The following is a 26,113-nucleotide window of genomic DNA, read 5'->3' as shown; positions in this document are numbered from 1 at the left end:
TATTATTTGTCAATAAAAACATGAAATATTCTCACGGTTGGATTTCATCTTAAATTTAAATTTATCTAAATAACACCATAAAATTTACGTTTCCAAAACAAAAACCAGTAATATTTGGCTAAATTTTACGAGTTAATTTTATTTTCTAGCATTGCAAAAGCTTGCAGAATGTAACGCAAGCTTGAATATCACATGCCCATTCGATATAAATACAATACGCAACCAGTAAGTCTCCCGCCCGAGAGAGGTTAAGATGTCAACTACGCTAAAAGGAAGTGCCCAACGAGTGCAAGACTACCTTGCACAATTTGATATCGCATTTGTCGTTAAACAACTCCCATATTCAACTAGAACTGCATTCGATGCATCGCAAGCCCTAGGCTGTGATATTGCTCAAATAGCCAAATCTCTCATATTCAAAAATAGAGATTCGGGGGAGCCAGTATTAGTCGTCACTTCTGGAAAGCACGCGGTTTGTAAAGACAAAGTATTTGCCGCAACAGGGATTGAATTAGACAAGGCTGATGCCAAATTTGTTAAAGAAAAAATTGGATATGCAATTGGCGGCGTCCCTCCTGTTGCATTAAATAAACAAGTCATCACAATATTAGACAATGAACTAAAAAACTATGATGTCATTTGGGCAGCCGCGGGGACGCCCAATGCAGTCTTTGAGCTTAAAGCCTGTAACTTTAACTTACTGACTCAAGGCGTATGGATAGAGCTTGCAAAATAAACATTAAATTTTGCCATATGAAAATAGTAAGCTCTTCAACCCTCCTTCAATATTATTATCAACGAACTCTGGCGGATTGTTTAATCGCGTAACAAATGTTACTTCTGGCGCCTGATCTAACATTTCATCTATCAAAAACTGTGATTCTAAATTTGGATCATTCACACATGCTAGTACATAAGCGTTGCTTTTCAGCAGTTCAGGCAAACGGCGTAATATTTTTTTATAGTCTTTAGTCAAAGCAAAGCTGCCTTTTTGAAATGTTGGCGGGTCAATTATGACTAAATCATAAGGTCCAGACTTTCTCAATTTCCCCCAAGATTTAAACAGATCATGACCTAAAAATTTCACTTTATCCGTGTCATGTTGATTGAGACGATGGTTATCTCTTCCTTTACTCAATGCTGCTTTTGCCATATCTAAATTGACAACCTGAGCTGCACCTCCTGCGATTGCCGCCACAGAAAAACCACACGTATAAGCAAAGAGGTTGAGCACATTTTTATCTCTGGCATTTTCCATTACCCATTTTCGACCGTTTCTCATATCTAAAAACAGTCCATTGTTTTGCTTTAACCCTAAATCAAGTGAAAACTTTAAACCATTCTCAATCACTACTTGAGTTGGGGTGAGCTCTCCAAATAGCACATCCATAGGGGCACCTTGTCGGCTACGGTGGTGCAATAAAACACTGCGAACTTGCTCTTGCCACATTGGTATTTGTGTCCATTTATCAACGCATTGAGTCAATTCCTTGATAAATTCAACTGAAGGTTCTTTAAATAAAGAAATTAATATTTGTCCATTTAACCAATCAACAGTGAGCTGTTCTAAGCCAGGGTAAAACCGACCTCGCCCATGAAACAGGCGACGTACTTCATCACCAAAATAACTCACCTCACGAATGTGCTGATCAAGTGTTGTTAGAGCTGCTGGGGTCATAATTATGTACACATAATTTCAAATATGCACATTGTACGTGCCTTGAAAAAAAGTAACAGCTCAGTCGAATAAGAAATCGCGCATAAATTAGGAGTCACGACTATGAGAGATTTATTGAGTAACAAAACGGTATAGCCTAGCAAGGTATTTATCATCAGTATTCAAACGACTTCCCAGAACTAAATCAGAATTGAAAAAGGGGCGTTCTCCCCCCTTATATTACATAAATATAGTTAATGAGTTAACGTTGATACACAACCTCACCGTCTAGTAACGTCATTTCAACTTTGGTATTTTTTATTTCAGATGCATTTTGCTCAAACAAGTTCCTGTCTAGCACAACAAGATCCGCTAATTTTCCTACCTCAATACTACCGACCACTTGCTCCTGACGCATCGCATAAGCACTATTTATTGTATATGCTTCAATTGCTTGGGCAAGTGTAATGTTTTGTGGAACCCTCGATATCGCATTACTCAAGCCAACAAATGGGTTAAAAGTACTCACATTCCAGTCACTACTGAGCGTGAGGGTAGCACCTGCACTCAGTAAATTTTTAATTGGCACAAGGCCTTGGGCACGCTCGCTACCTATTAATGGTATGGTATCAGGCCAATGGTTAGGATCTGTAAACTCACCCGCAACTTGCGCATCTGCGATCACATTCAGCTTTTCAAAACGTGTATAGTCTTCTGAGTTAACAACTTCCAAATGGGTTATACGATGTCGAGCATTGCCCTTTGATGCGCGCTCAATAGCATTCAGTGCTTCATGAATGCCTCTATCGCCAATTCCATGGATATTAAAATCAAAGCCTGTAGCCTCTAGCGCTTTAATATACTTTTCCAAACGACTTTGCGTAAAATAATTCAAACCTTTATTTTGATACAAATCGAGCCAATTTGTATCATATGGTTCATGCATCGCAGCAGTCGTATTAACCAAAATACCATCCATATAGAACTTAACTTGATTCACTTTGAGCAAACTCTGTGGGTCATTTTGGTACAAAGACTTAAGCGTTGAAATTTGGCGCTCATCATTCATTCCCGGATATGCCCATAACCCCAAACTGACACGTAATGTCAACTTATCGTCCTTTTCAACTTGCTGCCACGTTTCTAAGTGACCTCGCTGCCAATAAGTGCGCGCATCACTAATCGAAGTGATCCCCGCTTTATTTAACTCAGGCATAGTGTATTCAATTAGGCCAGAATGATCTTGCTGCTGTGCATTCGGTAGCGACTTCATCGCCAATTCCATAACCTGATTGCCGGCATTATCATATAAAATACCATCTAATTTTCCGGAAACATCCCGGCCATAAACTCCGCCAATAGGATCTTGGCTATTGACATTAATACCAGAAAGTTGCAATGCTTTGCCATTCACCCACATCGAATGAGAAGTTTGCTCCATAATGATGACGGGCCGATCTGCTACGGCTTCATTGATAACCGATAAAGGAGCGCGTTCCATTTCAAGTAAAGAAGTAATTTCATGGCCATACCCAATTAACCATTGAGCGTCTGGATTTTGCACTGACGCTGTGTAAATCGCATCAATGTATTCTCCTTCACTTGCATAGGCAGGAATTGTGAATTGCGTTGCTGCAGATGCAGACTCCAAAGGGTGCATATGCACATCATGAAAACCAGGCATCATCATCTTCCCTTTAAGATCTATAATGTGGGTACTTTTCCCTAAATACGCTTTTACACCTTGGTTATTACCAACAAAGATAATTTTGTTACCCTTGAGTGCCACAGCTTGTGCCCAAGGCTGCTCAGGGTTTACCGTATATACTTCTCCATTTGTGAACACTTTGGTTGCGACTACATGACTAGATAAGTCACCATCACTTTCAACTGTTGGTGCTGTCACAGAATTCGAATCGCTACCACAGCCGGAAATAGCACAAGATATTGCCAGTAAAGTCGTACTTAATATCATAGTTGGATTACTCATAGTTGACTCCTTAGGTTTCACGATACAATATCAGGATAGAGGTAACCATAAGGTAACAGCATAGGCTAACTATGATTATATTACTGGTAGAAGACGATTCTATCTTAGCAGCCCAAACCATCGATTTTTTAAATGCAGAGGGTATCGAAGTTGATTATGCAAGTTCACTAACACAAGCTAGAAGTATTTCAAAAGGTATGTATTATGAGGCCATTATTTTAGATATAAACCTTCCTGATGGCACTGGAATTGAATTTGCCAAAACACTAGAAAAAAACAGTGCCCCCATATTATTTCTATCTGCGCGTAATGCGCTCACTGACAAACTTGCTGCGTTTTCTGTGGGAGCCTTAGATTACATCACTAAGCCCTTCGCATTAGAGGAGCTCGCTGTACGTATAAAACTGCTTGCCCGAAAAAACACCCCGGCAAAAAATACCACGTTCCAACTCGACTCCCTGTTTGTTGATTTAGATGCCAAGATAGCAAAAAGAGCCGAACGAACATTAGTGTTATCTCCCCAGCAGTGGAGCCTATTGGCTCTGCTTATCACCCATAGCCCCAACCCTGTAAGTAAAGACAACCTCATTGCCACAATTTGGCCTGACCAAGATGTGAATAATAATATGTATAAATCACTTGTAACACGTTTACGTACAAATATAACAAAGCCGAACGAGAAAGTACTGTTACACACGTTGAAGAAACAAGGCTTAGCACTTAAAGAGCGCGATGATGAGTAACAACCAATCACTCGTTAATTATCTTATTGCGCGTTTCGGGTTATGTGCGCTAATAGTCATGTTTCTATGGGGCTGTATGGCGAAAGTAAGTTATGACTTTGCTCTGGATGAAACGGCAGCCCATTATCTGTTTTATGATGCAGAACAAGCCGTTATACAAAATCAGGTATTACCATACATAGATGACTTTAAGCTGATAACCTCCGATGAACAGGATTTACCAGCTTGGGCCCAATCGCTATGGAAAGCAAAGCTACTTCCTATTAACGACATATATTTTGGTAACTATCAAGAAGACGCTGTCTATATTTTGCCGTACCAGCATGATGCAGATACACCAATGATTTTCGTCATGCACTATTTTGATGAGTATGAATCGGCGCCGATTCTACCTTTTCTGATGTTACTAATGGGTGCTTTGACGACCATATTCCTTTATGTGATAGGTAAAGCAGCCTACCGCATCAAACAGCAAACTCGCCTGCTAGAACAGTTAATAACCCCAGAGCACAAAGCACTAGAATTTAAGTTTATTGAGTTACAAAATATCGCTGACGCACTCCTTATTTCGCGAAAAGCCGAACGTTATGCACAACAAAAAGACCGCTTACTTTCAGCCTATTTAAGTCATGAAGTGCGAACACCTTTAACACAAATTAGGCACAGTTTAGCCCGTCTACAACAACTAGATAATTTACCATTTGAGTCTTTATCAATTATCGAGCAATTAGAGTGCGCTCAAGCTAATTTAACTGAGACGAGTACCGCCATTTTAGCCTTGTGGCATCTTAACCCTCATGAAATTAAACCCATAAACCTCAATGCAACAATCAACACCGTTGCAGCTTTATATACCACTCATGGGCTCATACACAACCTAATAACCACCGAGGTGACATTCATTAATGCACATCAACCGCTTGTCAGTTTACTACTCACACAAGTTTATCGAAACGCTTTACAACACGGCAATGGTGAAGTGACCACGACTTTATCTCATACACGGATGGTATTTAGTAATCCCTGCATTGCATCAAAAATTGATACAAAGGGCTCTGGCTTAGGACTATTACTACTAAAGCAGATATGTCAAAAACTCAATTGGCACCATGAAATAGCACATGAACCTCCGTTATTTTCGTTAGAAGTAATATTTAGCAAGCCCATTTAGTCACCGAAGTATCACCATGAATGAATAACAATAAATATACTTTGCAATATAAGTTAGTACTTACATTATCGTGAAGCTTTGTTTTATAACCCAATAAATCATATCAAGCTAAGTTAATTGACACATCTGTTTGTACAGAGTTGGCGATAAAACATAGCTTGTGAGCTTGATGGTGAAGGCTTTCAATCAAGCTATGCTCAACCTCAACACCTGCGCCCCAAATTACTTTGGGGTTTAAGACGACTTTCGTCATTGCTTTTTTACCAAGATGGTTTAAACCAAGTGTTCCGAGTGCATCATCATAATACGACTCAATTATGAGTTTTCTTTGTGCAGCTAAATCAAGGAAAAACAACATATGACAGCTTGATAGCGCCGCTACAAAAGCTTCTTCAGGATCAATATGAGCTTCATTTGAGTAGGGTACTGGGACTATACTCGGTGATGATGATGCAGCTATACGTGTGCCACTTGAAAATAGCCAGTGGTGTACACGACTGTATTTTCTATCAACAAATAACTCTGTACTTTGTTTATTCCACTGTATAACGGCCTGATAGTTAGACATACTTTTTCCTCAAACTTTATCGTAATTCAACACCACATATTTTGCATAACTCGCGGTTCTAAAAAAAGCGAAAATCCATCACCCTCACATGAGTAATACTCACACAACAACTTAATTTTTAAATAGTAACTCCAGTAAAACCTTGAATTACTCTTAAATATACGGTCATAATCATCAATCCTATGATTTAAACTCATCAAAGATATGACAACCCAATTCTCTTTCTCAGCAATTCATACTTTTACGGTTGTCACACAAACTTTGAGCTTCTCACGCGCTGCAGAAATTTTACACATCACTCCCAGTGCAATAAGTCATCAAATGAAATTACTTGAATCGCAGCTTGGTGTATCACTGTTTACGCGCCAATCCAAAGGGATCATGCTCACTGAAGCAGGCAAAGCTCTGATGGAAAATGCCAACAAGGGTGTATCATTAATTCAAGAGGGCGTTTCAAAAAGTATTTCTACAACAAAGCTGCGCACGTTACATATTGCCGCCATCCCATCATTAGCACAAAACTGGTTATTGCCAAAACTACCTGATTTTTATGATTTGCACCCTGATATTAGCATCGTATTACATGCACAAGACCAACTCGTCAACTTTTCCACATCCCATATAGACGCCCACCTACATTTTGGTACTGGCTATACCCAAAACAACCATGCCCAATTTCTCGCTTCAGAATACGTTTATCCAGTCTGCCATCCAGATCTGTTAACGGTGGGATGCGATAATCATATATCAAGGCTCGTCTCTCAATATCCCTTATTACAATACAACGCAGCTCTTGAGGATGGGCTGAGTAACTTAACTTGGCAACACTGGTTATCAAAACATCACATTTGTGTTGACACAAAAATGATACACCGTCATTTTAGTCATGTAGGACTTTCACTCGAAGCTGCCAAGCACAAACAAGGGCTCGCGTTAGCATGGCATCATATGGTTTCAGACTTAATAAAATGGGGTATGCTGGTTCAGTGTGGCAATACAGTGTTAAAACTCGACTACAACTATTACTTAGTTAGTCCAGAAAAGCCACAGGAAGCATCAGACCTTCATCAATTCACATCATGGTTAAAACATAAATTTATTCACGCATCTCAGCCACACAATCTTTAAATATGAATGTGCTGCGCATATTTTACAAATTCAGAATAGATAGAGTCTTTAATTAACCTATCTGGCGTAAATGCATAATAGTGCTGGTAAACATTGTCAATGCTACCTATTAGACTCACATCATAATGACGTTCAATTTCTTTACTGACAAGCAACGGGGCTGCAAATAAGCCGAAGCCTTGTTGACCCAATGCCTTCATCAATGCACTATCATCGACATGACCTGCTATAGATATTTCGATACTCTGTTGCTCTAACCAGTATTTAATTGCACTCGTCATCGGACTTGACTTAGCAGGGAGAATGACTGGAACATCGGCAAGAGAGTTAGGGTAGCTTTCTTTTAGTGCATCAAGTGATGCTCTATTACCGAAAAAACCTAATTGGCTTTTACCGAGCTCATGACAAAATGCTTTAAATGGCAATGTGCTGTCTAATGGCTTATCAGCTAAGACTAAATCTAGCTTGTGGATCGACATCTGGGCAAGCAGCTCAGCTTGCTGACCATCAATACAATGTAAATTCGTGATCCGTTCATTATCTATAAACGGTGATAACCACTTTGATACCAAAGATTTAGGTAATGCATCAGAAATCCCAACTCTTAGCGTTCGCGATATATGATCCAAGTCTCCTTGTGTTGTTTCCAGCCACTCTTCAGCAATCGCAAACATATCATCAGCGTATTGTTGAGTAATTTGACCAAATTCGGTCAATCTCAGCCCTCTCCCTTCGCGTATGAATAATGGTTTCCCTAAGCGCTGCTCTAAACTGGTAATCTGTGCGCTGACGGTTTGCGGCGTCAAATGTAAGACCTTGCTTGCACTCGCAATACTGCCATGCTTGCTTACCTGCCAAAAATAATAGAGGTGGTTGTAATTTATGTTTGTTATCATTCGCTTTTACCGATGAATAAGTAAGAAATAATCAGCTTTAATCTTTTTATATACCTTAGTAGATTAACTACATGCCTGCAATAAAGGCGCGACTAATTACACTAAATTTATACTTGGATATAGCCATGAAGCTAAAATTGACAGTGAAAGATAAGGTAATGAATGCCGCTATGAGGATCAAGTTGTCAAAGCTCGTTTCAGGCCAACTCATTCGATATAAGGCAAATATTCGAAAAATAGATATACAAGTCAGTGATATACGACATGCTCGCCATGGCGCTTTAAAGCTATGTCATATCAGCCTAGTGATGCCAGGGTTGCCCGACATCTCAGTAAAAGCAAAGGGCAAAGATTTACTGCAAGCGTTAATGCGAGCGCTCCATAATAGCCAGTTAGTCCTTGCTCAAAAGTACAAATTGTCTTAACCAAAATCTCATTATAAGCTTTGCTCAATGATAAATAAAAAATTGATATATTTAGAATTTAAGTAATATTTTCATGAAACAGTAATACAGTAATTCCCAAGCACTTGCAGCGGCACGGATGCCGCCTATTTCTTCTAAAGAAAATTGACCCTGCGCCGATAACATTACTCAGTAGCTTATATTATTTTATGGATTTACAGGATGAAAATTCAGCAACCGGCATCTCAGTACCTACAATCACACTCTAATTCGCAGGTTCATCAAAGCGCATTATCTCAAACTGAGAACAAGAATGAATTAGGTGAAAAATCGACAACTTACCGCCTTTCTCAAAAAGACCGAGAGCAGTTGAGTAATACTGACGATTCTGAACAAGTCAAATCCAAAAAAGACGGCTTACCGCAACATATTCAAAAAATGCTTGAACAAATAGAGCGTATTAAAGAACAAATAAAAGAAGAAGAAGAGCGCTTAGTAAAATTGAAAAATCAAGCGGATCTAAACGAAGACACTAAAAAAGATATGATACTCCAACAAGCCAATTATATCGCGCAGCTACAAATGAACTTACTGACTTTAGTTGATAATGTAAAAGAAGCAATGAAGGATGCTGGGATCACCGATCCGGGCGTATTGATCAGTGCCATAGCATAACAAAATGTTTTAAAACTGCGTTCGATTAATATGCTAAAAGCCAACTAGCAAAATCTTGCCGAGCGCCATTCCATCCCGCTGACAGCTAAAATCGATTCTACTATCTGCTTGGGTTTGATATAAAAGCTCAAGCTTTCGAAACGGAGATGCTATAAACTTCACCGTTTTAATTCTTAAGCTCATTCTTGTTTTCTTATCTAGAAATGCAAAAGCAGTCGCGCTGAGGGCTTCTTTGCCCGCCTCCAATATCTCAGAAGACACCAAATTTTGGTGGATTGCTTGTTGTGCTTCTGCCTCAGATATCATGCGAATACCACTTGCCATAACGCACGTCGCATAAATATCTAACAACCCAATCGCTCTCACTTTTTGGCTTTCTCGATCTTCATAAACGGCCATAACGCAAGGCACTTTTGTTTCATCAAACACTTGTGACTGAATCGGTTTAATACATAAAGATTCATCAATGTGTTTATGAATCAAACGTTCTAGCTGGCTCAATTTCGGTAGAGCTAATTCACCATTAACCTCAATATCATCCAGTATAATTTCATTTTCTTCCGCACCTTGTACTAAAGGCAGCAGCTTTTCATGTAATTCATCATCGCTGAATGGTTTTGATAATACGAAGCTTGCACCGGCTTCAAGTGCTTGATCTATTTGAGACTGCTCATCGACTGTCGTTATCATCGCAACGGTAATATTTAGTTGCCGTTGTTTTATTGCTTGCAATAAAATTAGACCAGACATGTCAGGCATATGCCAATCCGTTAAAACAATATCAGGCTTCCAACTACCTATATATTGCAATGCCGATTTCGCACTATTTGCTTTTTGAATTAACAACTTACGATAACCGAACCTCTCCAAACCGCGCTTTACGATTTCCAGAGTTGCATGGCTATCATCAACAATTAAGATTTTCACTCTGCGCCACTTTTATAAAAACTTGTTTTTTATTATAGGCATATTTTTCATCCATCACTAAACTGAAAAGATATGATCAACAAAATTAACAATAAACCATCATTATGCCGAGTTTACAATTACCGATTACTGTTTACCAATATTTAGCCATTAATTTTGGATTATTGATCCTTGCTGCATGGTTTTATATCTTACTATTAATACTGAGAGAGTTCAGAAAGTTTGCTACAAGCGTGGTATCTAGCAAACCACAGCAGCAACAAGATGACCAAATGCTCATCATGTGCAGAGAGTCTGTTGATAACGCACTAGGCTATATAAATGACCACAGCAATACTATTGCAGAGTTAGCAAAAGTACAAATTGCATTAGAACAACAGCTCACCGATATTAGAGCCTCTACAAAAGACCATATAACACCTGAAGAAGATCAATCCATTAAAGATCTTAATAAGAAGTTATCAAGGTCGCATGCATTAATACGCAAGCTCAAAGGCGATCTTGATAAAAGTGTGAATAAGTTGAAAGTAACGCGGAAGAAACTCTACGATCAATACGATACGGTGGAGTCGTTACAAAAAGAAAAAGAACAGTTAGAAGAGAAATACCAAGCATTACAACTTGAAAATGAGCAAACAAACTCTTCACCTCAACATGTACAGAATATGATGCTCTCATTTGAGCGAGAAAAGGCTGATATGATTGATACGCTAAATAACTATAAACGTCAAATATCGGAGCAGAGCCAAGCATTAGAGCAGCTTTCATTGCAAGCTCACAATACCGAAGATGGCCCTGCATTAGCTCAATTACAGGGCGAATTGGCACAAACAAAGTCAGCACTAAAGCACTTAACCAAAGAGAAGAAATTTATTGAAAGTCGATATTTAGATATTGTAAAAACACACGAAAACAAAGATCCATAAGTTAAATCGCAATCAAGCCCTATGACTAAACGCCAAGTTGCGTATTTTTCTGTGATGCTTCAGTTTTAGGTACTCTATATTGTCGTTTCGTAAAAAATAAGAATGCCATACAAGACCTAACCAAAATGAGTATCTAACAATCAGTGTTCGACTAGTTACTTTAAGCATACCCTACGACCAAGCTAGCGATTGTTATGTAAAGAAAGGCGGCACTACAAAATCTAGCACTTTCTTATTGTTCGTAGTAATAATCTAGCTTGTTACAAACATACGAAAAAAGCAAACACTTGAATTAAAGTTAACCATTAACGTAAAAATAATTTACTAAATCCCATTAATAATAGAGTAAAAAAACCACATTATTGCACTAATAAAAATACCAACTAGCAAAAGGCAATGTATTATCAGTAATCCTTGCTCTTGCTTACCTAAATAACACAGAAAAATAGCGTATTATAAATGCAGAAGCGCACAGAATTATCACTAAAAGCTTTAATATCAAGACTATAAATTAGCAGCTAATACAATAAATAGGTATCGTCAGTGCAAATATTCGCCCACACCATGAAAACATTGCAGATGATTCCCAGTAATAGAAAGCAACCTCCAGATATAGTCGTAACGTTTTAGAACCCAAAAAGCACACCAGGAATTACAACATTGCAACACTTAATTTTAAAAAAAAACATTTATCAAAAGTAATTTATTAGATAAAAACATGGTCAGATTAAAAATAAAACAAATAAAAACAACAGTTTAAAAAAAACAAAAAACAATTCAAACTAACCAAAACCGAAGAATAACAGCCCCCCCCACAAAAATTAAATAAACATTTAATTAACTTAAGTGACTTTTGATAAAATAAAGTGTAGTTTATTTCGGAAATGCCTTTGATTAGAAGTTCAAAAGTAACTTTTATGTATCTAAACTATCGAATTACGACCATTGAAAGGAAGCCTTAACCCACAATGAGCTATATAGCTGATACAAGTGCGCAAGATACAAAAATTGCTACACCTCACTCCATCAAGAAAATAACAGTCATATTGAGTTATGTGGTACTGGTTTTGATATTGAGCTATATATTTATTTTACCCTCTTTACGTAATTGGAGTACAGGGCAAAGCGCTATCAAGAAAGAAAAGTTGCATCTAGCAACAGTAGAAAAAGGCCTATTTATTAAAGACTTATCTGTGCAAGGTAAAGTTATAGCAGCCAGAAGACCTGTACTATATAGTTCAGCACAAGGAACCGTGACGTACCTCGTTGAACCCGGAGATAGTGTAGTTGCCACGCAGACTATTGCAATCATTGAAAGTCCGCAGTTAAAAAGCGAATATAACCAAGAAGTTGCTAATCTAACAAGGTTAAAGAACCAACTTGAACGTGAAAAAATTCAAGTAAAAAGATCTAATTTAGAGCAAGAAAATCAAATCGGGCATGCAAATGTCTCTCTTAATGCAGCTAAAAGAGAGATGCGTCGCTCTGAAGACGCAATGAAAAATCAAGTCATCAGTGATATTGATTATCAAAAAGCAAAAGACGACTTACAAAATGCCAATAGAGAGTACAAACACGTTATTAAGGAAATTGAACTCATAAAAGAAAGCCAAAAGTTTGAAATCAAAACACGTGAACTGGAATTAAAGTCACAGCAAGTCAAAGTTACTGAATTAAAAAGGCAGGTTGATAGCCTTAAAATAAAATCTCCAGTAAGCGGTTTGGTAGGGAACCTCAACGCACAGCAAAAAAATGCAGTTGCGAAAAATCAATCACTCTTAAGTATTGTTGACTTATCGCGTTATCAGTTAGAAGTGCAAATTCCTGAAAGTTACGCCGATGATTTAGCTCTGGGTATGGAAGCTGAGATCACACTAAATCAACAAAGCTATAAAGGTGAACTTGTTGCGATTTCTCCTGAGATTTTAAAAGGCCGAGTTCAAGGAAAAATTCGCTTTAATGATGAGTCATTGACTGGATTACGACAAAACCAACGGCTAACCACTCGCGTTATTTTAGAGAAAAAGAACAACATACATTATTTACCTCGCGGCCAGTTCTTGAATACTTACAATGGACAATTTGCGTATGTAATAACCAATAACTCGGCCGTTAAAACACCTATAAAAATTGGCTCCAGGAGCCTCGCAAAAGTTGAAGTGATAACGGGGCTTAAAGTGGGAGACACCGTTGTGATATCTGATTCAGAAATATTTAAAGATGCTCCTAGTGTTCGCATTTTACAGTAACAAGGAACTATTAATAATGTTAGTAATGAAGAGCTTAGCTAAAACGTTTTACACGGATGACATTAAAACGCAAGCACTCCACCCATTTGATCTAACAATTCAGCAAGGTGAATTTGTCAGTATTATCGGACCATCTGGTTCAGGGAAAACAACTTTTTTGAATATTGCGGGTCTCCTAGAAGCGCACTCAAGCGGGCTATATACACTCGATGGAAAAGATGTTGCTGAACTTTCAGATAAACAGAAATCAGCCTATAGAAATGAAAAAATAGGGTTCGTATTTCAAAGTTTTAACCTTATTCCTGAACTCACGCTCTATGATAATGTCGACATGCCATTGCGGTATCGTCGGTTTAACCGGGAGCAAAGGCATCAACGAATTATGCAAGCGCTTGAGCAAATAGGCCTTGCAACTCGAAAAGATCATTACCCAACCCAGTTATCTGGAGGGCAACAGCAGCGTGTAGCTATCGCAAGAGCGATTGCTGGAACACCTGCGGTTATTTTCGCTGACGAACCCACTGGAAATTTAGACTCAAAAATGGCGCAAGGAATAATGTCACTGCTAAAGGATATTAATACATCAGGTACCAGTGTCATCATGGTCACGCACGATAATACTCAAGCGATACAAGCAAACCGCGTAATACAAATTAAAGACGGTCAACTATCTGAATACTCGCAATCTCAACAAGCTATTGCATAGGTAAATCATGTACCCATACTACTTTAAACTTGCATTAATCAGCCTAAGAAAAACCCCCATGTTAAGTTTACTCATGGTGATGATGATTGCCATTGGTATTGGTGCAACCATGACAACGTATACCGTCAGTTATATGATGTCAAAAGACCCAATCCCGAATAAGAGCGCACACTTATTTCAAGTTCAACTTGATAGTATGGATGAAATTTACGGTGATGGAAAAACCTTACCTACCATGATTTCATACCAAGATGCGCAAGCATTGCTTGACTCAGATATACCGAAATATCAAGTTGCGATTGCCGCTATCCAGCAGAGAGTTAGCCATGAAGCGAATAAACACCTGACACCAAAAAGCTTAAAAGTTCGCACGACAACCAGTGATTTTTTCAGTATGTTTGAGACGCCCTTTTTATATGGTTCAGGTTGGAGTAAACAAGATGGCAAAGATGCGGCACAAATTGCAGTTTTATCAAAAGAGACAAATAGCTGGCTTTTTAATGGGGAAAATTCGGTTGGTAAAACATTCAAATTGGGCGCCGACACATACCGAGTTGTGGGAGTTTTGGACTCATGGGATCCACTTCCAAAATACTATGCACTTCCTCATACGGCATTTACAAAACCTCACGACTTATTTATTCCTTTCAATACACAGATAAAAAATGAACTTTTCTCTCAAAAGTTAGTAAGTAATTACTGCTGGAAAAAACCAGATGATGAATCATTCTCCTCTTTATTAACATCTGAATGTATGTGGGTGATTTTTTGGGTCGAACTTCCCAGCAAAAAAATACATCAACAATACCAATCATTTATAGATAACCATGCTTTAGTTCAACAATCTTTGGGTCGTTTTCAAAATCGTATTTACAATAAGCTAGTGCCATTAAAACAATACTTAATCGACGAAGAAGTGGTAAGTGATGATAGTAAAATGGCCGTATGGCTAGCCGCATTGTTTCTTGTAGTGTGTTTGCTCAACTGCATGAGCTTGATGATAGCTAAATTCCACGCCAAAGCTGGGGAGGTTGGTTTACGCCGAGCCATTGGAGCAAGCCAGCAAGACATTATTAAGCAATTTTCTATCGAGCTATCAGTTGTCGGTACTGTTGGAGGGTTATTAGGGTTGTTATTTGCTAAGATTGGGCTCATTAGCGCAGCAAACACCTATTCTTACCTTCATTCCGATCTGATGAAAATGAATGCCCCCCTTATTATTGGTACTGTCGTATTGGCCGTTATTTCTAGTTTAACTTTCGGCTTATACCCAATCATTAGAGCTAGTCAAATGCAGCCATCCAGCCAACTTAAAAGTTTATAGGACGAAAGTATATGCGCGACCTAATACCCATACTCAAAACCTTTAAAAAGCAAAAAATGGCCCCTGCATTACTGGCATTTCAAATTGCGGTCACATTTATGGTGCTCGTCAATGCCATTTACATGATTGCGCAACGCAGCGAACTCATTGCACGTCCTATCGGGGCAAATATGGAGAGCACACTCACCATCATTACTAACCTGCCTACTCAGCAAGGCGATTTAACAGCCCAGTTAGAACATGATTTAACTATATTAAAAGGTATTCACGGTGTTATTAATGCGGCTCCAATTACCGGACTACCACTGGAAGGTTGGGGTATGTATACAGACTTTAAATTAGAACCAAATGGCGAGGATGTCGCATATGGTGGCTATTTTGGCTCCAATGATCAGCTGATTGATACCTTTGGCTTGACTTTAGTGGCAGGTGAAAACTTTTTGCCCTCTGATATTCAAAAAGTTGAAAATGATGGCGTATTCAAATCATCAAAGCTACTCATAACTCAAGCATTGGCTAAAAAGCTATACCCAGATGATTGGCTAGAGGTACTCGGCAAAAACTTGTATTACCATAATGAACCCCATGAAGTTGTTGGTATTGTGGACACACTCCAGAATGCTTGGAACTTTTGGAGTGCAATAGAATATACGGTTATTTCTGCGGTTCAAGAAGCCAACGATACTCAACGTTATGTTCTTCGTGTTGACCCCGCTCAAATAGAAAACGTGATAGCTGTGATACCGGAGAGGTTATTAACACACCCTCAAAAACAAATAGAAAGTATTGAATTATTAACTGACGTAAAAATGCGCAGTTACCGAGAGGATTTAGCTACAAATAAATTACTCACAGCGGTGTGTATCAGCCTTACAATTATTACTGTCTTTGGTATCTTAGGGCAAGCAAAGTTCAGTATCAGTCGTAGAACCAAACAAATAGGGACTCGTAGAGCACTCGGAGCCAGTAAGCATCAAGTCATCAGCTACTTTATGTTGGAAAATGCCATCATATCAATAATAGGGGTTTGCGTTGGCTTTTTGGCAGCCATAATACTAAATAACCAATTTGTAGAACTACTTTCACTCACACCAGTACCGATAAACTTTTTGCTCTTTGGCGCTATTGCTATTGTGTTATTAGGGCAAATAGCTGTTGCTTATCCTGTGAGTCAAGCAGCTAAAATTTCTCCCGCAATAACAACACGAGGCGCTTAATTTATCTATCACGTTAGGCGCTAGTAGGGCGGCAGTGCGCTCCATTAGGCAATTATGATAAACTGCGTCTGTGTATTTATTTTGAGAAGATTATTGTGTTAAAAATATCAAATGCTGTTGAACTCGCTGCATGGGAAATTGACATGACAGCAATTCGTGCACAAGGTGCAGGTGGCCAAAATGTAAATAAAGTATCGAGCGCCATTCACCTAAAATTTGATATTAAACGCTCCTCACTTCCTGAATTTTATAAATCTCGATTACTGTCACTTAAAGATAGCCGTATCACTAAAGAGGGTGTCATTGTCATTAAGGCACAGAGCCATAGAACGCAGGAAATGAATAAAGAAGAGGCCTTAACGCGCTTAAAAACTCTCATATTAGATGCTATAAAAATAGAAAAAACCAGACGAGCAACAAAGCCAACACGAAACTCTCAAAGAAAACGCGTTGACAGTAAAGTAAAACACGGACAAACAAAAAGCTTACGTAAAAAACTGAAGTATTAGCCTAATTAACCTCAGCTCTGGATGAGCGAATTTGCCCAATAAAGCTATTTTTCTCACTCTCGGCGTTGCTTTCATTTGTAATAGCTCGCTATTCCAAAACCCTTATCCAAACCTGAGGTTAAATACAATGGTGAAAATGCTGAGGTAAGTTTTACGCCAGATCTTTTGCTTTAAGGCGGGTAGCATCTTTGGGTAAACCAATTGCAAATAAAGCTCCCCCCAATTGAGAGCTGCGAATTTCACACTGCCCATGATGCCAATTTAGTATTTTCTGAACTATCGCAAGCCCCAGACCAACGCCTCCAGAGGCCTTATTTCGACTACTGTCAACACGGACAAAAGGTGAAAACACTTTATCCCGATCTTCAGGCTTGATCCCCTGACCATCATCTTCAATGATCAGTTCTATCTGTTGATTGTTTTCCAACAACGACACGTGGATCTCACGATCTCCATACTTGCATGCATTTAAGAGTAAGTTTTGTACAACACGGGCTAGATAATGTTGATTCGCGACAATCATCACATTAGGCATCAATGAAACGTGTAAATCTTTGCAATAAGTACGCTGTAGTTTATCTATTTGAGATTCGATTAAGATTGTTAGGTTAAACTGCTGGTACACTAAAGTTTCTGCTGCAATTTCAAGTCTGGCATAACCTAACATTTCATCAATCAATAACTCCATTTCTTGCACATCTTGAGACATAGCTTGTACTTCTTTAGGGTCTTTTGATGCTAGCATTGCCAAAGCAAATTTCAACCTTGCTAAAGGTGTACGTAATTCATGAGATACCGCGTTAACTAGCTGCTTCTGATCACTCATTAAATTCGCAACTTTATTCGCCATAGCATGGAATTGACTCGTTAAACTAGAAATTGCAGAAAATTTTGATGGGCTAATAGAAATATCCAAATGCCCTTGCGCAAGTTGCCCAGTCACACGTTTCAGCTGCATTAAGTCTAACCACAATGGCCTTAGCCATAAAATCAATAACAATGCTAATACTGCAAAAGAGAACAGCTTAAACAAATACTTCTTGGCTAATTGACTCTGTGCAGGCAGAAAAGGTCCCAACTGAGCTAATTGTTCACTATCATCAACAGAGAACGTCAACAGTGCATGCCCATCTTCAGTAAACGTGGTAACAATCCCTCCCGCTTCTAGGGTAGCGCTCTGCTCTGGTAACCAAGCAATATCTCCTACATGGAACGTCTTAACGGGATTAGGTAGCTGCTTAATATTGGAAATACTTGTTTGGAGAGTCTTTGCAACCTCTTTAGCATGGCGCAATTCATCGGGGGCCTGATGGCCCCAGCTTTGCCAAATTACTTCACTGCTTTGATTGATCAATACAATACTAATAAACACAACAAAATATAAACTGATCAATAACCTGATCATATCTCTAATCTACTCCCAGGCTGATTTAGAACATAAATAGCCTTTTCCCCATACAGTTATCAGTCTAAATGGTTGCTCAGGGCTATCCCCTAGCTTTTTCCTAAGACGAGAGATTCTCACGTCCACGCTCCGATCCAAACCATCATACTCGCGACCAACAACATGTTTGTATATATATTCCCGGCTTTGTGTTTCCCCTGCATTACTTGCCAAAGCCCATAACAAATCAAATTCATAGCTGGTCAACTCAACTTCTTGGTCAGCCAAATACACGGCTCGATCAGCTTTATCAATTCGTAATTGACCAAGCACTAAGCTATCAAGTGCTTCTTTTTTACTAAAGCTTCGGCGTAGCAAAGCATTGAGCCTTGCCAATAACACATACGGTTCAACAGGCTTAATAACATAGTCATCGGCACCAATTTCTAACCCTTTTACTTGGTCAAAATCACTGTCTTTAGCGGTTAGGAATAGCACAGGGCCATTGTAATGGGGGCGAACAGCTCGACAAATACTAAATCCATCTTGATTAGGTAACATGATATCTAATATAACAATATCAGGCTGTTTGGTAATAATGGCTTCAACAGCTTCAGCACCATCATTGACAATCGTTACCTCAAACTCGTTACTTTGTAAAAATTGAGCAGTCAAAGTTGCAAGACGTTCGTCATCTTCGACGAGCATAATATGGGCCATTAAAAGAAACTCCAATCAGTTTTTAATTTTCTACGGTACCGCTTACTTACGGTAGCATGTACATTAACAGTTTGCGTTGCCAACAACCTGCCGTGTAAATCGAATAGACTAAAATTCATACTTTGAGCTAATGTAATCTTCAGCTTTTCTTGCACTGCGCTTTGCTTTTTCCAACATCGTAATTTATTGGCTTCTTGGTACAAACAAGCATCTATTACTTGCGGGTTTTGCCATTGAAGGCTTATCGTCATTTGACAAGGCTCACCTAATTGGTGAACTATGCACGTAACGGGTTTAATATCAAAGGGGACTTGATTAACAAACTCACTCTGCGTAACACCTTGAAAAGATATAAATAGACTTAGGCTAAATAAACAAGCAGAACTAGAATGCATAGACCCCCCCAATAAAAAAGTAATTTACATCATCTTTTCTAATGAGCGGACTGTCCGTTATACCAGCACCTAAAAACTGTCGTTTAACGCTGGCCTTTAGTTGCCAATCATCTGTGAGTTTATATTGCAATGTCGCGCCCAAGAAGGGGTTTAGTACACTACGACCTTGATAATATAACTGTTCATCTATTTCATCACTACTTCTTAAACCATAATAGTAGTCAACTAATGCATTCTCTTTCCAGTGTACGCCTGCGATGAGTCGTACTTTTACTGGCAATTTACTTATTGTTCTGAATTCATAATGATAAGTTACTTTTGCATGATGTCCTCGGTACACCCCAGATACATCATGTAGCCACTGCATAGATAATTTACTGCTGTCATTAATATACCAATGCCCTAAAAGCCCGGAATCAATCGCCCACTTTCTATTAGCTATATCATCAACCGTAACTTCTCGTTGCTCAATGGGAGGGGTTACGTCATCTGGTATTTCTAAAGCGCCATCGGAGGAATCAACAATATTACCATCGGTGGCAACGTAAGAGCCTGGCGCAATAATATTGCGTAAATGAAACTGTTCAAAAAATGCTTGCTCTGCATTAGGCTCTACAATGAAGCTCAAATCGAATTTTGGTTTATCCAGTAATGTAAAACCAAGGGTCGTATTTTCTAAGAAAAACCGGTCTCGATAATAGCTAACATAAGGGATAACGAATAAAGGAATATTATCTCCACCCGCTAATGGGTTAGTCAGTTCACCAATGCCAATAGCCACTGAAAACTGCCACTGACTGGTGTTTACACAGTCACTGTCACTACTATTACATAGTGAACTCGACGCAAAAGTAGATGTGGACAACAGCCATGCTATTGCAGCAATAAAATATTTCAATTTGCAATTCCTTATATTACCGCTGCTAATTTAACATTGTATTCGTGATTTACCAGAAAGGGTTACATTAAATAACAAATCATTTGTGAAAGGTAACAGTTATTTCTAACGTATTTCGTAAAGTAAATGCTGAGTTCTTCATTCAAGGAAAAGTACTATGTATTATACACGTTTACTGGGAATTACTGCGCTCACCGTTTTAAGTGGTTGCGGTAATGACACTGATACAATATCCAGTGATCCCCAAAAAATCCAAAAGCTTCCTAACTTTACAGGATTCTCGGTTTCTACAACCCCGTTAAAAAAAGCCAATACAGCACAATTTACAACCCATATAAAAAATGGGGTTTTCATGCGTTACCATCAACATGATATTACGCCTCCAGTAAATGATAGCAGGGAGACATCGGATCCCAGCACAACATCAAGCGCATTTTCAGGTACAAACCAACAAGAGCAGAACGTCAATGAAGCGGACCGAGTAAAATATGATGGTAATTATTTGTACATTGCAGCAAATCAATATCATAATTTAACGCAACCAAATGAAAGTGAATTACCTCATTATATTCGTATCATGAAACGCAATAATAATGGCCTAATTCAAGCGGTAAAAGATCTACCAACCTCTTCCAATGAGTATGCACAGCAACAATTATTTTTAGAGCAAGATACGCTCGTATCCATCAGTGCGAATAGCGGCTGGTTTTCAATCTTTAGCACCGCAACAATTGAACCCCTCAGCGCTAATTCAACAGCACCAAACTTAAACCATACACAATTTGAATTAAATTTTGCGGATGTCACCACACCAGAACAAGCCGACATATCACACACATATAGTATTGATGGGCAACTCATTGAAAGTCGAGTCATTAACAACCAACTCTATTTAGTAAGCAATTTCAGACCTTCCTTTAGCGGTTTTGATCTGACGAACTCACAGCCTGAAACACAGTTAAAAAACTACCAAACGCTCAACGACACACCTATTACACACTTTATACCGACTATAACCCATAGCCAATCGGGTGACAGCCAGCCGCTGTTTAATGCTGACGAATGCTATTTATCCGATACCGCTTCCGACACCGATGGTTACGATTCAATAATGACCATTACGCGTATATCGTTAGCTGACCCGTCCCAGCAAGTTTCACTTTGCGTAAATACTGAAGTTGAAGGGATTTATGCTTCAGAGACAGCAATCTATACACATAGTACGCACTTCAATGCAGAGGGCCCAAAGTCTGTAATTCACAAATTTACGATTAATGAACAAGCATTTGAGTATTCAGCCACAGGTAAGCTATCAGGCCATTTCGGACAAAATATGCGTAACTTACGATTCAGTGAGTATAACAACCAGCTGCGCGTAATGACGAGCGAAGGTAATCAGCTTGATGGGTTTGAGCATAAACTTCGAATACTGCGTCAACAAGGCTCAGAACTTGTGTTGATCTCCGAACTACCAAATCAATCCCACCCAACGCCTATTGGAAAAGTAAATAGTGCAACAGGTATTGTCGACGAAGATATTTATGCAGTTCGCTTTGTTGATGAACAGGCCTATATAGTCACATTTCAACAAACAGATCCTTTATATGTTATTGATTTGAAGAATGCGGAAGCCCCTATGATTAAGGGCGCGCTAGAAATTCCAGGGTACTCTGCATACCTTCATCCTATCGGAGACAGTCTACTACTTGGCATCGGTCAAGAAGTAGCCGATATCACAATACCTGAGCTACCGAATATAACGCAAGGCGCGAAAGTAAGCTTATTTGACATCAGTGATACCTCTTCTCCCATCTTACTCGATAGTAAGGTATTCCCCGAAGCCTATACTCCTGCAGAACAAGATTACCATTCGCTTAGTTTCGTTAAAACAGCTGCATATCAATACCGGTTTACGATGCCACTTGAGCGATGGATTGAAACAGGTAATACACCTCAAAACTATGACTGGATAAAGCAAAACCAATTAACATTGTTTGAAATAAATAGCCAAACTAAAAAGTTAGCTTACATAGGCAGTAGCCATATAAAATATGAAGTAACTGGCCCGCAACAAATTCCATTAATATATGGTAATGAAGACCGGACAGTACTTCACAACGACGATATTTATTATATTCATGGTAACTATATTTGGCACAGTTTATGGCAAACTCCCTCTGCTAATAATGGCCCACTATAGTGATGTATGATTAGAGCCTGTATAACTTGTCGGTATTCGTGTTCCCCTACCTAGGTAGGGTAACACGAACAGTAAGCCCTCCCTGCTCGCTATGTTGCGCTTCTATTTCGCCACTATGGCGTTCAATCAAGTCTTTGCAGATAGTCAACCCTAACCCAGTTCCACCTTTGAATAACGTCTTATTACTTTCATTTTGGTATAAGCGCGTAAATATGCATGATAGCTCGTGTTCTGATACGCCAGGTGCACTGTCGCTCAAAGATAATATTAACTGCGTTTCGGTATAAGTAGCTTCAAATGTTATACGAATAGGCGGCGTGGTGTATCGTAGGCTATTAGAGAGTAGATTATTAAGCACTTGAGTTAACCTGTCTTGATCTGCGTTTATAAACAAGTTTTTGGGTAATTTTACGACATGACTGAACTCACACTCTCGTAGCTGAGATGACCGTGTACGTGCATCATCCGCCCAAGACGCCAGCCAAGGCACGGCATCTATCACTTTGACATTTAAGCTCAGTTCAGACAGCTCCGTCATCGCTAATTGATCTATGTCTGCAATAAGCGTACTAATATCGCCTATACGACGATGTAGCAACTCATAGGTCTGTTCCGTATTTTCAACAAGGTTGTACTCGAGTGCTTCTATTTGCATTTTCAGTACACTTAATGGTGTGCGGATTTCATGAGATACCTCCGCCAACAGTTGTTTTTTCCGCGCTAAAAGCGCTTCAGAAAACTCAGCTCTATCGCTTATTCTTTGTTGCTTTTGAATAAACTCAAATCGCAATTTTAATAAACTATAAATAGCGCCAATGACGAATAATAGGCCCAGAGAAAAAGCCCACCAAGTTTGCCACCAGGGTGGCTGAATTACAAAAGAAAAGTACTCATAATCAGCTGTCTTATCTTGCGTTGATATTCTAACTTGAAACTCATAATTACCCGGTGACAATTGTGTAAAGGTCATCTCGTCATCGTAAGAAGGGTCACTCCAATATTCATTACTACCGATTAGACGAGTTTGATACATAATCCTCTCAGGGTTACCCCATTCGCTATGGCTATATTGAAAACGGATTTGAAATGTCGTCGCAGGTAAATCAATTAGAGGGTGTGTTAAATGTTCTATATCCTTAAATTTAGGCCGAGGACTGCCACTTTGACTCGCACTAACGCGCAACAAATTAACTTGAGAATTCACATTTATTTTTACACTCTCAGGCTTAAAATAAGACACTCCTTTCCCAGATCCCCAATAGTAACTGCCTTTAAAAAACAGCGCTGTATTAAGAGTACTATCAACAGCAATGTAACCATTATCATACGTATACTGCTGGGGTTTTGATGAACTATTTGATCCAAACATTGCTTGTGGCTTAAACCTGTTTATGCCCCGCTCAGTGCCAGCCCAGAGCACATCACCTTGCACTAACAACGATAAAATAATGTTATTACTCAACCCATCACTCACACTCACGTGTCTGCTACGCCAACCATTGATGTCTTTTTTAAGTAAAAGAACCCCTCTGCGGGTACCCAGTGCGACAAAATCATCTAACACCTGAGTGATACTATAAGCCCAATTGCTAGGAAGCCCCTGTGCTTCTGTTATGTGAAACAAAGTACCGCGCTCTAAATAATAAATCCCTTGCCCATTTGTGACAAACCACAGCCGCTTGCTGGTATCTTCAAAGACACTAACCACATATGCCATATCTGGTAGAACCAATTTATCAAAGGCACCTTCACAAGCACGAATAACCCCACTTTGAGCCGCTAAATACATACAACCGTCTTGGCTCGCTATAATTCGGTGCACAATGTCAGCGTCCAACCCCATTTGACGGTCCACCCGCTGATAACCGTTACTTCCAATAACAATAAGTCCTGCACGAGTACCGACCCAAACACTTTCATTTTCACTTATGCTAATCGCATGCACATACTGATCTGAAAAATCATAAATAGAATTAAACCATTGATTATTATCTAAAACTTGAAGTCCAGTTCCATATTGCCCAATCCATAATCGCTCATTGATATTCTCGAGGGCGCTGACTCTTTCATTTAATAACCCATTGCGTTTTGTTAGCAATTGAAAACTATGTTCTTTAAGGCGGTTCACTCCACCGCCATACGTTGCAATCCACACATTCCCTTGACTACCCAACATAATATCTCGAATATGGTGATCGTTTAATCCATTAGCGCTATTAAGAGTATGCGCTGAGTTACCCGTAATCCGAATAACACCTTTGCTGTCATCACCAATCCATAGTGCTGCAGCATTTTGATCGTATGCTAGTGTTTGAATATTCGGCATTAGCAAACCCGATAAAAAAACAATTTGCTTGGAACTCCAATCAACTTGGCAAACACCGGTTCCTTTTACTCCCAACCACACGGTATTTTGAGCGCTCGCCATTGCTAAGATCGGCCCTTGGCATGATGGCTCAGGCAACTCGACTTTATACAGCTTACTTTCTCGATACTGAAACAACCCAATATCAGTCGCGAGCCAAATACTCTGCTCAGGTCCTTTTAATAATTGATTTATTTTTAAAGAGTTACCGATTTTCAAACGAGAAAGAGAGCCATGTTTAGCTAGGTATAGCCCCTCATCTGATGCCAAATAAGTGGTATCATCATCAAACAAAATATCATTCACTTTAGGGGTATAAAGTGCACCATCAATCTGTAACGCGGATACCACATTGCCATCAAAAACGTTCACTCCTCGATCTGTTGCTAGCCACAACTCACCATTAACGTGTTTTGCGATATCCCATACCCGATTATTATTCAGACCATCTTGATCCGTTAAACAGCGTAAGTAGTTACCTGTATACTGACATGCTCCTTCTCCATTCGTACCAAGCCAAACCATATCGTCAACATCTTGTTGCACACTATATACGGCGCCAGTAGGCAAGCCTTGCCGTATTGAAAAGTGTCGAATATCCGACTGCACATTCAACGCATATTGCGCAGGCTTGACGGACTTCCAAGATGACTTTACGGGTGACATAAACGGCTTAAATTGAGACTTAAAAGAGACCCACTCAGAAGATACTATTTCAGGAGATTCAATACGTTGATGAGCCGTAGGTGTAAAGGCAAAAGAAAGGTCTAAATTGAGCAATTCATTTTTTTTTAAACGAGGCTTACCACTGGGTAACTCCACCTGAAACAAAGGCTGCCAATTTGCTTCTCCTAAGTTAGTCGGTAGAATATGGTCGGTTTTTGCTGGTAACTGATGTTGTGAAAAACAACGCAATGAAACAAGAAAAAAGCAAATAAACACAACAAAATAACGATACAAATAGTTTTCCAAAAAATAAAATGAGCTATGTGCTGTTATAGCTTAATGCATCTGATACGGCAAACTTTTATCACTATACTCTTACCTAAACTCGGATGCAT

General features: G+C 39.1%; 23 protein-coding genes. 13 read left to right on the top strand and 10 right to left on the bottom strand.

The window, feature by feature from the left end; translation table 11 throughout:
• The first annotated feature begins 253 nt into the window (after positions 1–253).
• Positions 254–736 carry a YbaK/EbsC family protein gene (locus tag J8M01_RS14635; protein WP_211058486.1) on the top strand — a complete coding sequence of 161 codons (483 nt, stop codon included), beginning with the start codon at positions 254–256 and terminating at the stop codon, positions 734–736.
• Positions 737–739: 3 nt separating this feature from the next.
• On the opposite strand, the gene J8M01_RS14630 is transcribed toward J8M01_RS14635, so the two are convergent.
• Both J8M01_RS14630 and J8M01_RS14625 read right to left on the bottom strand, forming a co-directional pair.
• Entirely contained in the window at positions 740–1,678 is a 939-nt protein-coding gene (locus J8M01_RS14630; protein ID WP_211058485.1) for a class I SAM-dependent methyltransferase, read from the bottom strand.
• A 241-nt stretch (positions 1,679–1,919) separates the two neighbouring features.
• Positions 1,920–3,647, bottom strand: a complete 1,728-nt coding sequence (locus J8M01_RS14625; protein WP_211058484.1) for an amidohydrolase — start codon at positions 3,645–3,647, stop codon at positions 1,920–1,922.
• Positions 3,648–3,718: 71 nt separating this feature from the next.
• Here J8M01_RS14625 and J8M01_RS14620 point away from each other — a divergent pair, with 71 nt between their 5' ends.
• Both J8M01_RS14620 and J8M01_RS14615 read left to right on the top strand, forming a co-directional pair.
• On the top strand, positions 3,719–4,390 hold the full coding sequence (locus J8M01_RS14620; RefSeq protein ID WP_211049040.1) for a response regulator transcription factor: 672 nt from the start codon (positions 3,719–3,721) through the stop codon (positions 4,388–4,390).
• The gene (locus tag J8M01_RS14615; protein ID WP_211058483.1) at positions 4,380–5,561 is read left to right on the top strand and encodes a HAMP domain-containing histidine kinase; all 1,182 of its coding nucleotides are present in this window, start codon (positions 4,380–4,382) and stop codon (positions 5,559–5,561) included. Before J8M01_RS14620 ends, J8M01_RS14615 begins: the two co-directional genes overlap by 11 nt.
• Positions 5,562–5,664: 103 nt before the next feature.
• Here J8M01_RS14615 and J8M01_RS14610 read toward each other — a convergent pair whose 3' ends face one another.
• Positions 5,665–6,129 carry an OsmC family protein gene (locus J8M01_RS14610; RefSeq protein ID WP_211058482.1) on the bottom strand — a complete coding sequence of 155 codons (465 nt, stop codon included), beginning with the start codon at positions 6,127–6,129 and terminating at the stop codon, positions 5,665–5,667.
• A gap of 204 nt (positions 6,130–6,333) precedes the next feature.
• Between J8M01_RS14610 and J8M01_RS14605 the strand changes: the two genes are divergently transcribed.
• Complete coding sequence (locus J8M01_RS14605; protein ID WP_211058481.1) at positions 6,334–7,257, top strand: LysR family transcriptional regulator; 924 nt, start codon at positions 6,334–6,336, stop codon at positions 7,255–7,257.
• On the opposite strand, the gene nhaR is transcribed toward J8M01_RS14605, so the two are convergent.
• A complete protein-coding gene (nhaR, locus tag J8M01_RS14600; RefSeq protein WP_192509360.1) occupies positions 7,254–8,153 on the bottom strand; it encodes a transcriptional activator NhaR in 900 nt (299 codons plus the stop codon). The two genes, J8M01_RS14605 and nhaR, sit on opposite strands and share 4 nt — an antisense overlap.
• 125 nt (positions 8,154–8,278) lie before the next feature.
• Here nhaR and J8M01_RS14595 point away from each other — a divergent pair, with 125 nt between their 5' ends.
• Both J8M01_RS14595 and J8M01_RS14590 read left to right on the top strand, forming a co-directional pair.
• Positions 8,279–8,578: a hypothetical protein gene (locus J8M01_RS14595; protein WP_225738519.1), complete on the top strand. Its 300-nt coding sequence runs from the start codon at positions 8,279–8,281 to the stop codon at positions 8,576–8,578.
• 201 nt (positions 8,579–8,779) lie between these two features.
• A complete protein-coding gene (locus tag J8M01_RS14590; protein ID WP_211058480.1) occupies positions 8,780–9,232 on the top strand; it encodes a hypothetical protein in 453 nt (150 codons plus the stop codon).
• A gap of 33 nt (positions 9,233–9,265) precedes the next feature.
• Here the strand turns inward: J8M01_RS14590 and J8M01_RS14585 are convergent, their stop codons facing one another.
• Entirely contained in the window at positions 9,266–10,159 is an 894-nt protein-coding gene (locus J8M01_RS14585; protein ID WP_211058479.1) for a response regulator, read from the bottom strand.
• 104 nt (positions 10,160–10,263) lie between these two features.
• Between J8M01_RS14585 and J8M01_RS14580 the strand changes: the two genes are divergently transcribed.
• The 6 genes from J8M01_RS14580 (at position 10,264) to arfB (ending at position 17,090) form a co-directional block, all read left to right on the top strand.
• Entirely contained in the window at positions 10,264–11,085 is an 822-nt protein-coding gene (locus J8M01_RS14580) for a chromosome partitioning protein ParA (RefSeq protein ID WP_211058478.1), read from the top strand.
• A 968-nt stretch (positions 11,086–12,053) separates the two neighbouring features.
• A complete protein-coding gene (locus tag J8M01_RS14575; protein WP_211058477.1) occupies positions 12,054–13,334 on the top strand; it encodes an HlyD family efflux transporter periplasmic adaptor subunit in 1,281 nt (426 codons plus the stop codon).
• Positions 13,335–13,350: 16 nt separating this feature from the next.
• Complete coding sequence (locus J8M01_RS14570) at positions 13,351–14,040, top strand: ABC transporter ATP-binding protein (RefSeq protein WP_211058476.1); 690 nt, start codon at positions 13,351–13,353, stop codon at positions 14,038–14,040.
• A 58-nt stretch (positions 14,041–14,098) separates the two neighbouring features.
• Positions 14,099–15,364 (top strand): ABC transporter permease, encoded by a 1,266-nt coding sequence (locus tag J8M01_RS14565; protein WP_247671144.1) that lies wholly within the window; start codon positions 14,099–14,101, stop codon positions 15,362–15,364.
• An 11-nt stretch (positions 15,365–15,375) separates the two neighbouring features.
• Complete coding sequence (locus J8M01_RS14560) at positions 15,376–16,581, top strand: FtsX-like permease family protein (RefSeq protein WP_211058474.1); 1,206 nt, start codon at positions 15,376–15,378, stop codon at positions 16,579–16,581.
• Positions 16,582–16,676: 95 nt separating this feature from the next.
• Positions 16,677–17,090 carry an alternative ribosome rescue aminoacyl-tRNA hydrolase ArfB gene (arfB, locus tag J8M01_RS14555; RefSeq protein ID WP_192509351.1) on the top strand — a complete coding sequence of 138 codons (414 nt, stop codon included), beginning with the start codon at positions 16,677–16,679 and terminating at the stop codon, positions 17,088–17,090.
• A gap of 151 nt (positions 17,091–17,241) precedes the next feature.
• Here the strand turns inward: arfB and J8M01_RS14550 are convergent, their stop codons facing one another.
• Genes J8M01_RS14550 through J8M01_RS14535 form a run of 4 tightly spaced genes read right to left on the bottom strand, consistent with a single transcriptional unit; the run spans position 17,242 to position 20,487 of the window.
• A complete protein-coding gene (locus J8M01_RS14550) occupies positions 17,242–18,495 on the bottom strand; it encodes an ATP-binding protein (protein WP_211058473.1) in 1,254 nt (417 codons plus the stop codon).
• 9 nt (positions 18,496–18,504) lie between these two features.
• Positions 18,505–19,194: a response regulator gene (locus tag J8M01_RS14545; protein ID WP_192509349.1), complete on the bottom strand. Its 690-nt coding sequence runs from the start codon at positions 19,192–19,194 to the stop codon at positions 18,505–18,507.
• Positions 19,194–19,589 (bottom strand): DUF3019 domain-containing protein, encoded by a 396-nt coding sequence (locus J8M01_RS14540; protein ID WP_211058472.1) that lies wholly within the window; start codon positions 19,587–19,589, stop codon positions 19,194–19,196. The genes J8M01_RS14545 and J8M01_RS14540 overlap by 1 nt, the downstream gene beginning before the upstream one ends.
• Positions 19,579–20,487 (bottom strand): MipA/OmpV family protein, encoded by a 909-nt coding sequence (locus tag J8M01_RS14535; protein ID WP_211058471.1) that lies wholly within the window; start codon positions 20,485–20,487, stop codon positions 19,579–19,581. The genes J8M01_RS14540 and J8M01_RS14535 overlap by 11 nt, the downstream gene beginning before the upstream one ends.
• Positions 20,488–20,644: 157 nt before the next feature.
• On the opposite strand from J8M01_RS14535, the gene J8M01_RS14530 reads away from it, so the two are divergent.
• Complete coding sequence (locus J8M01_RS14530; RefSeq protein ID WP_211058470.1) at positions 20,645–22,687, top strand: beta-propeller domain-containing protein; 2,043 nt, start codon at positions 20,645–20,647, stop codon at positions 22,685–22,687.
• A gap of 46 nt (positions 22,688–22,733) precedes the next feature.
• Here J8M01_RS14530 and J8M01_RS14525 read toward each other — a convergent pair whose 3' ends face one another.
• Positions 22,734–26,024, bottom strand: coding sequence for an ATP-binding protein (locus J8M01_RS14525; RefSeq protein WP_211058469.1), 3,291 nt, complete (start codon positions 26,022–26,024; stop codon positions 22,734–22,736).
• Between the last annotated feature and the right edge of the window lie 89 nt (positions 26,025–26,113).

The organism is Pseudoalteromonas sp. MMG005 (assembly GCF_018101015.1).
Taxonomy (GTDB): Bacteria; Pseudomonadota; Gammaproteobacteria; order Enterobacterales; family Alteromonadaceae; genus Pseudoalteromonas; species Pseudoalteromonas aurantia.
The sequence above is the reverse complement of the archived record's forward strand: the minus strand, read 5'-3'. Positions and strand labels throughout refer to the sequence as shown.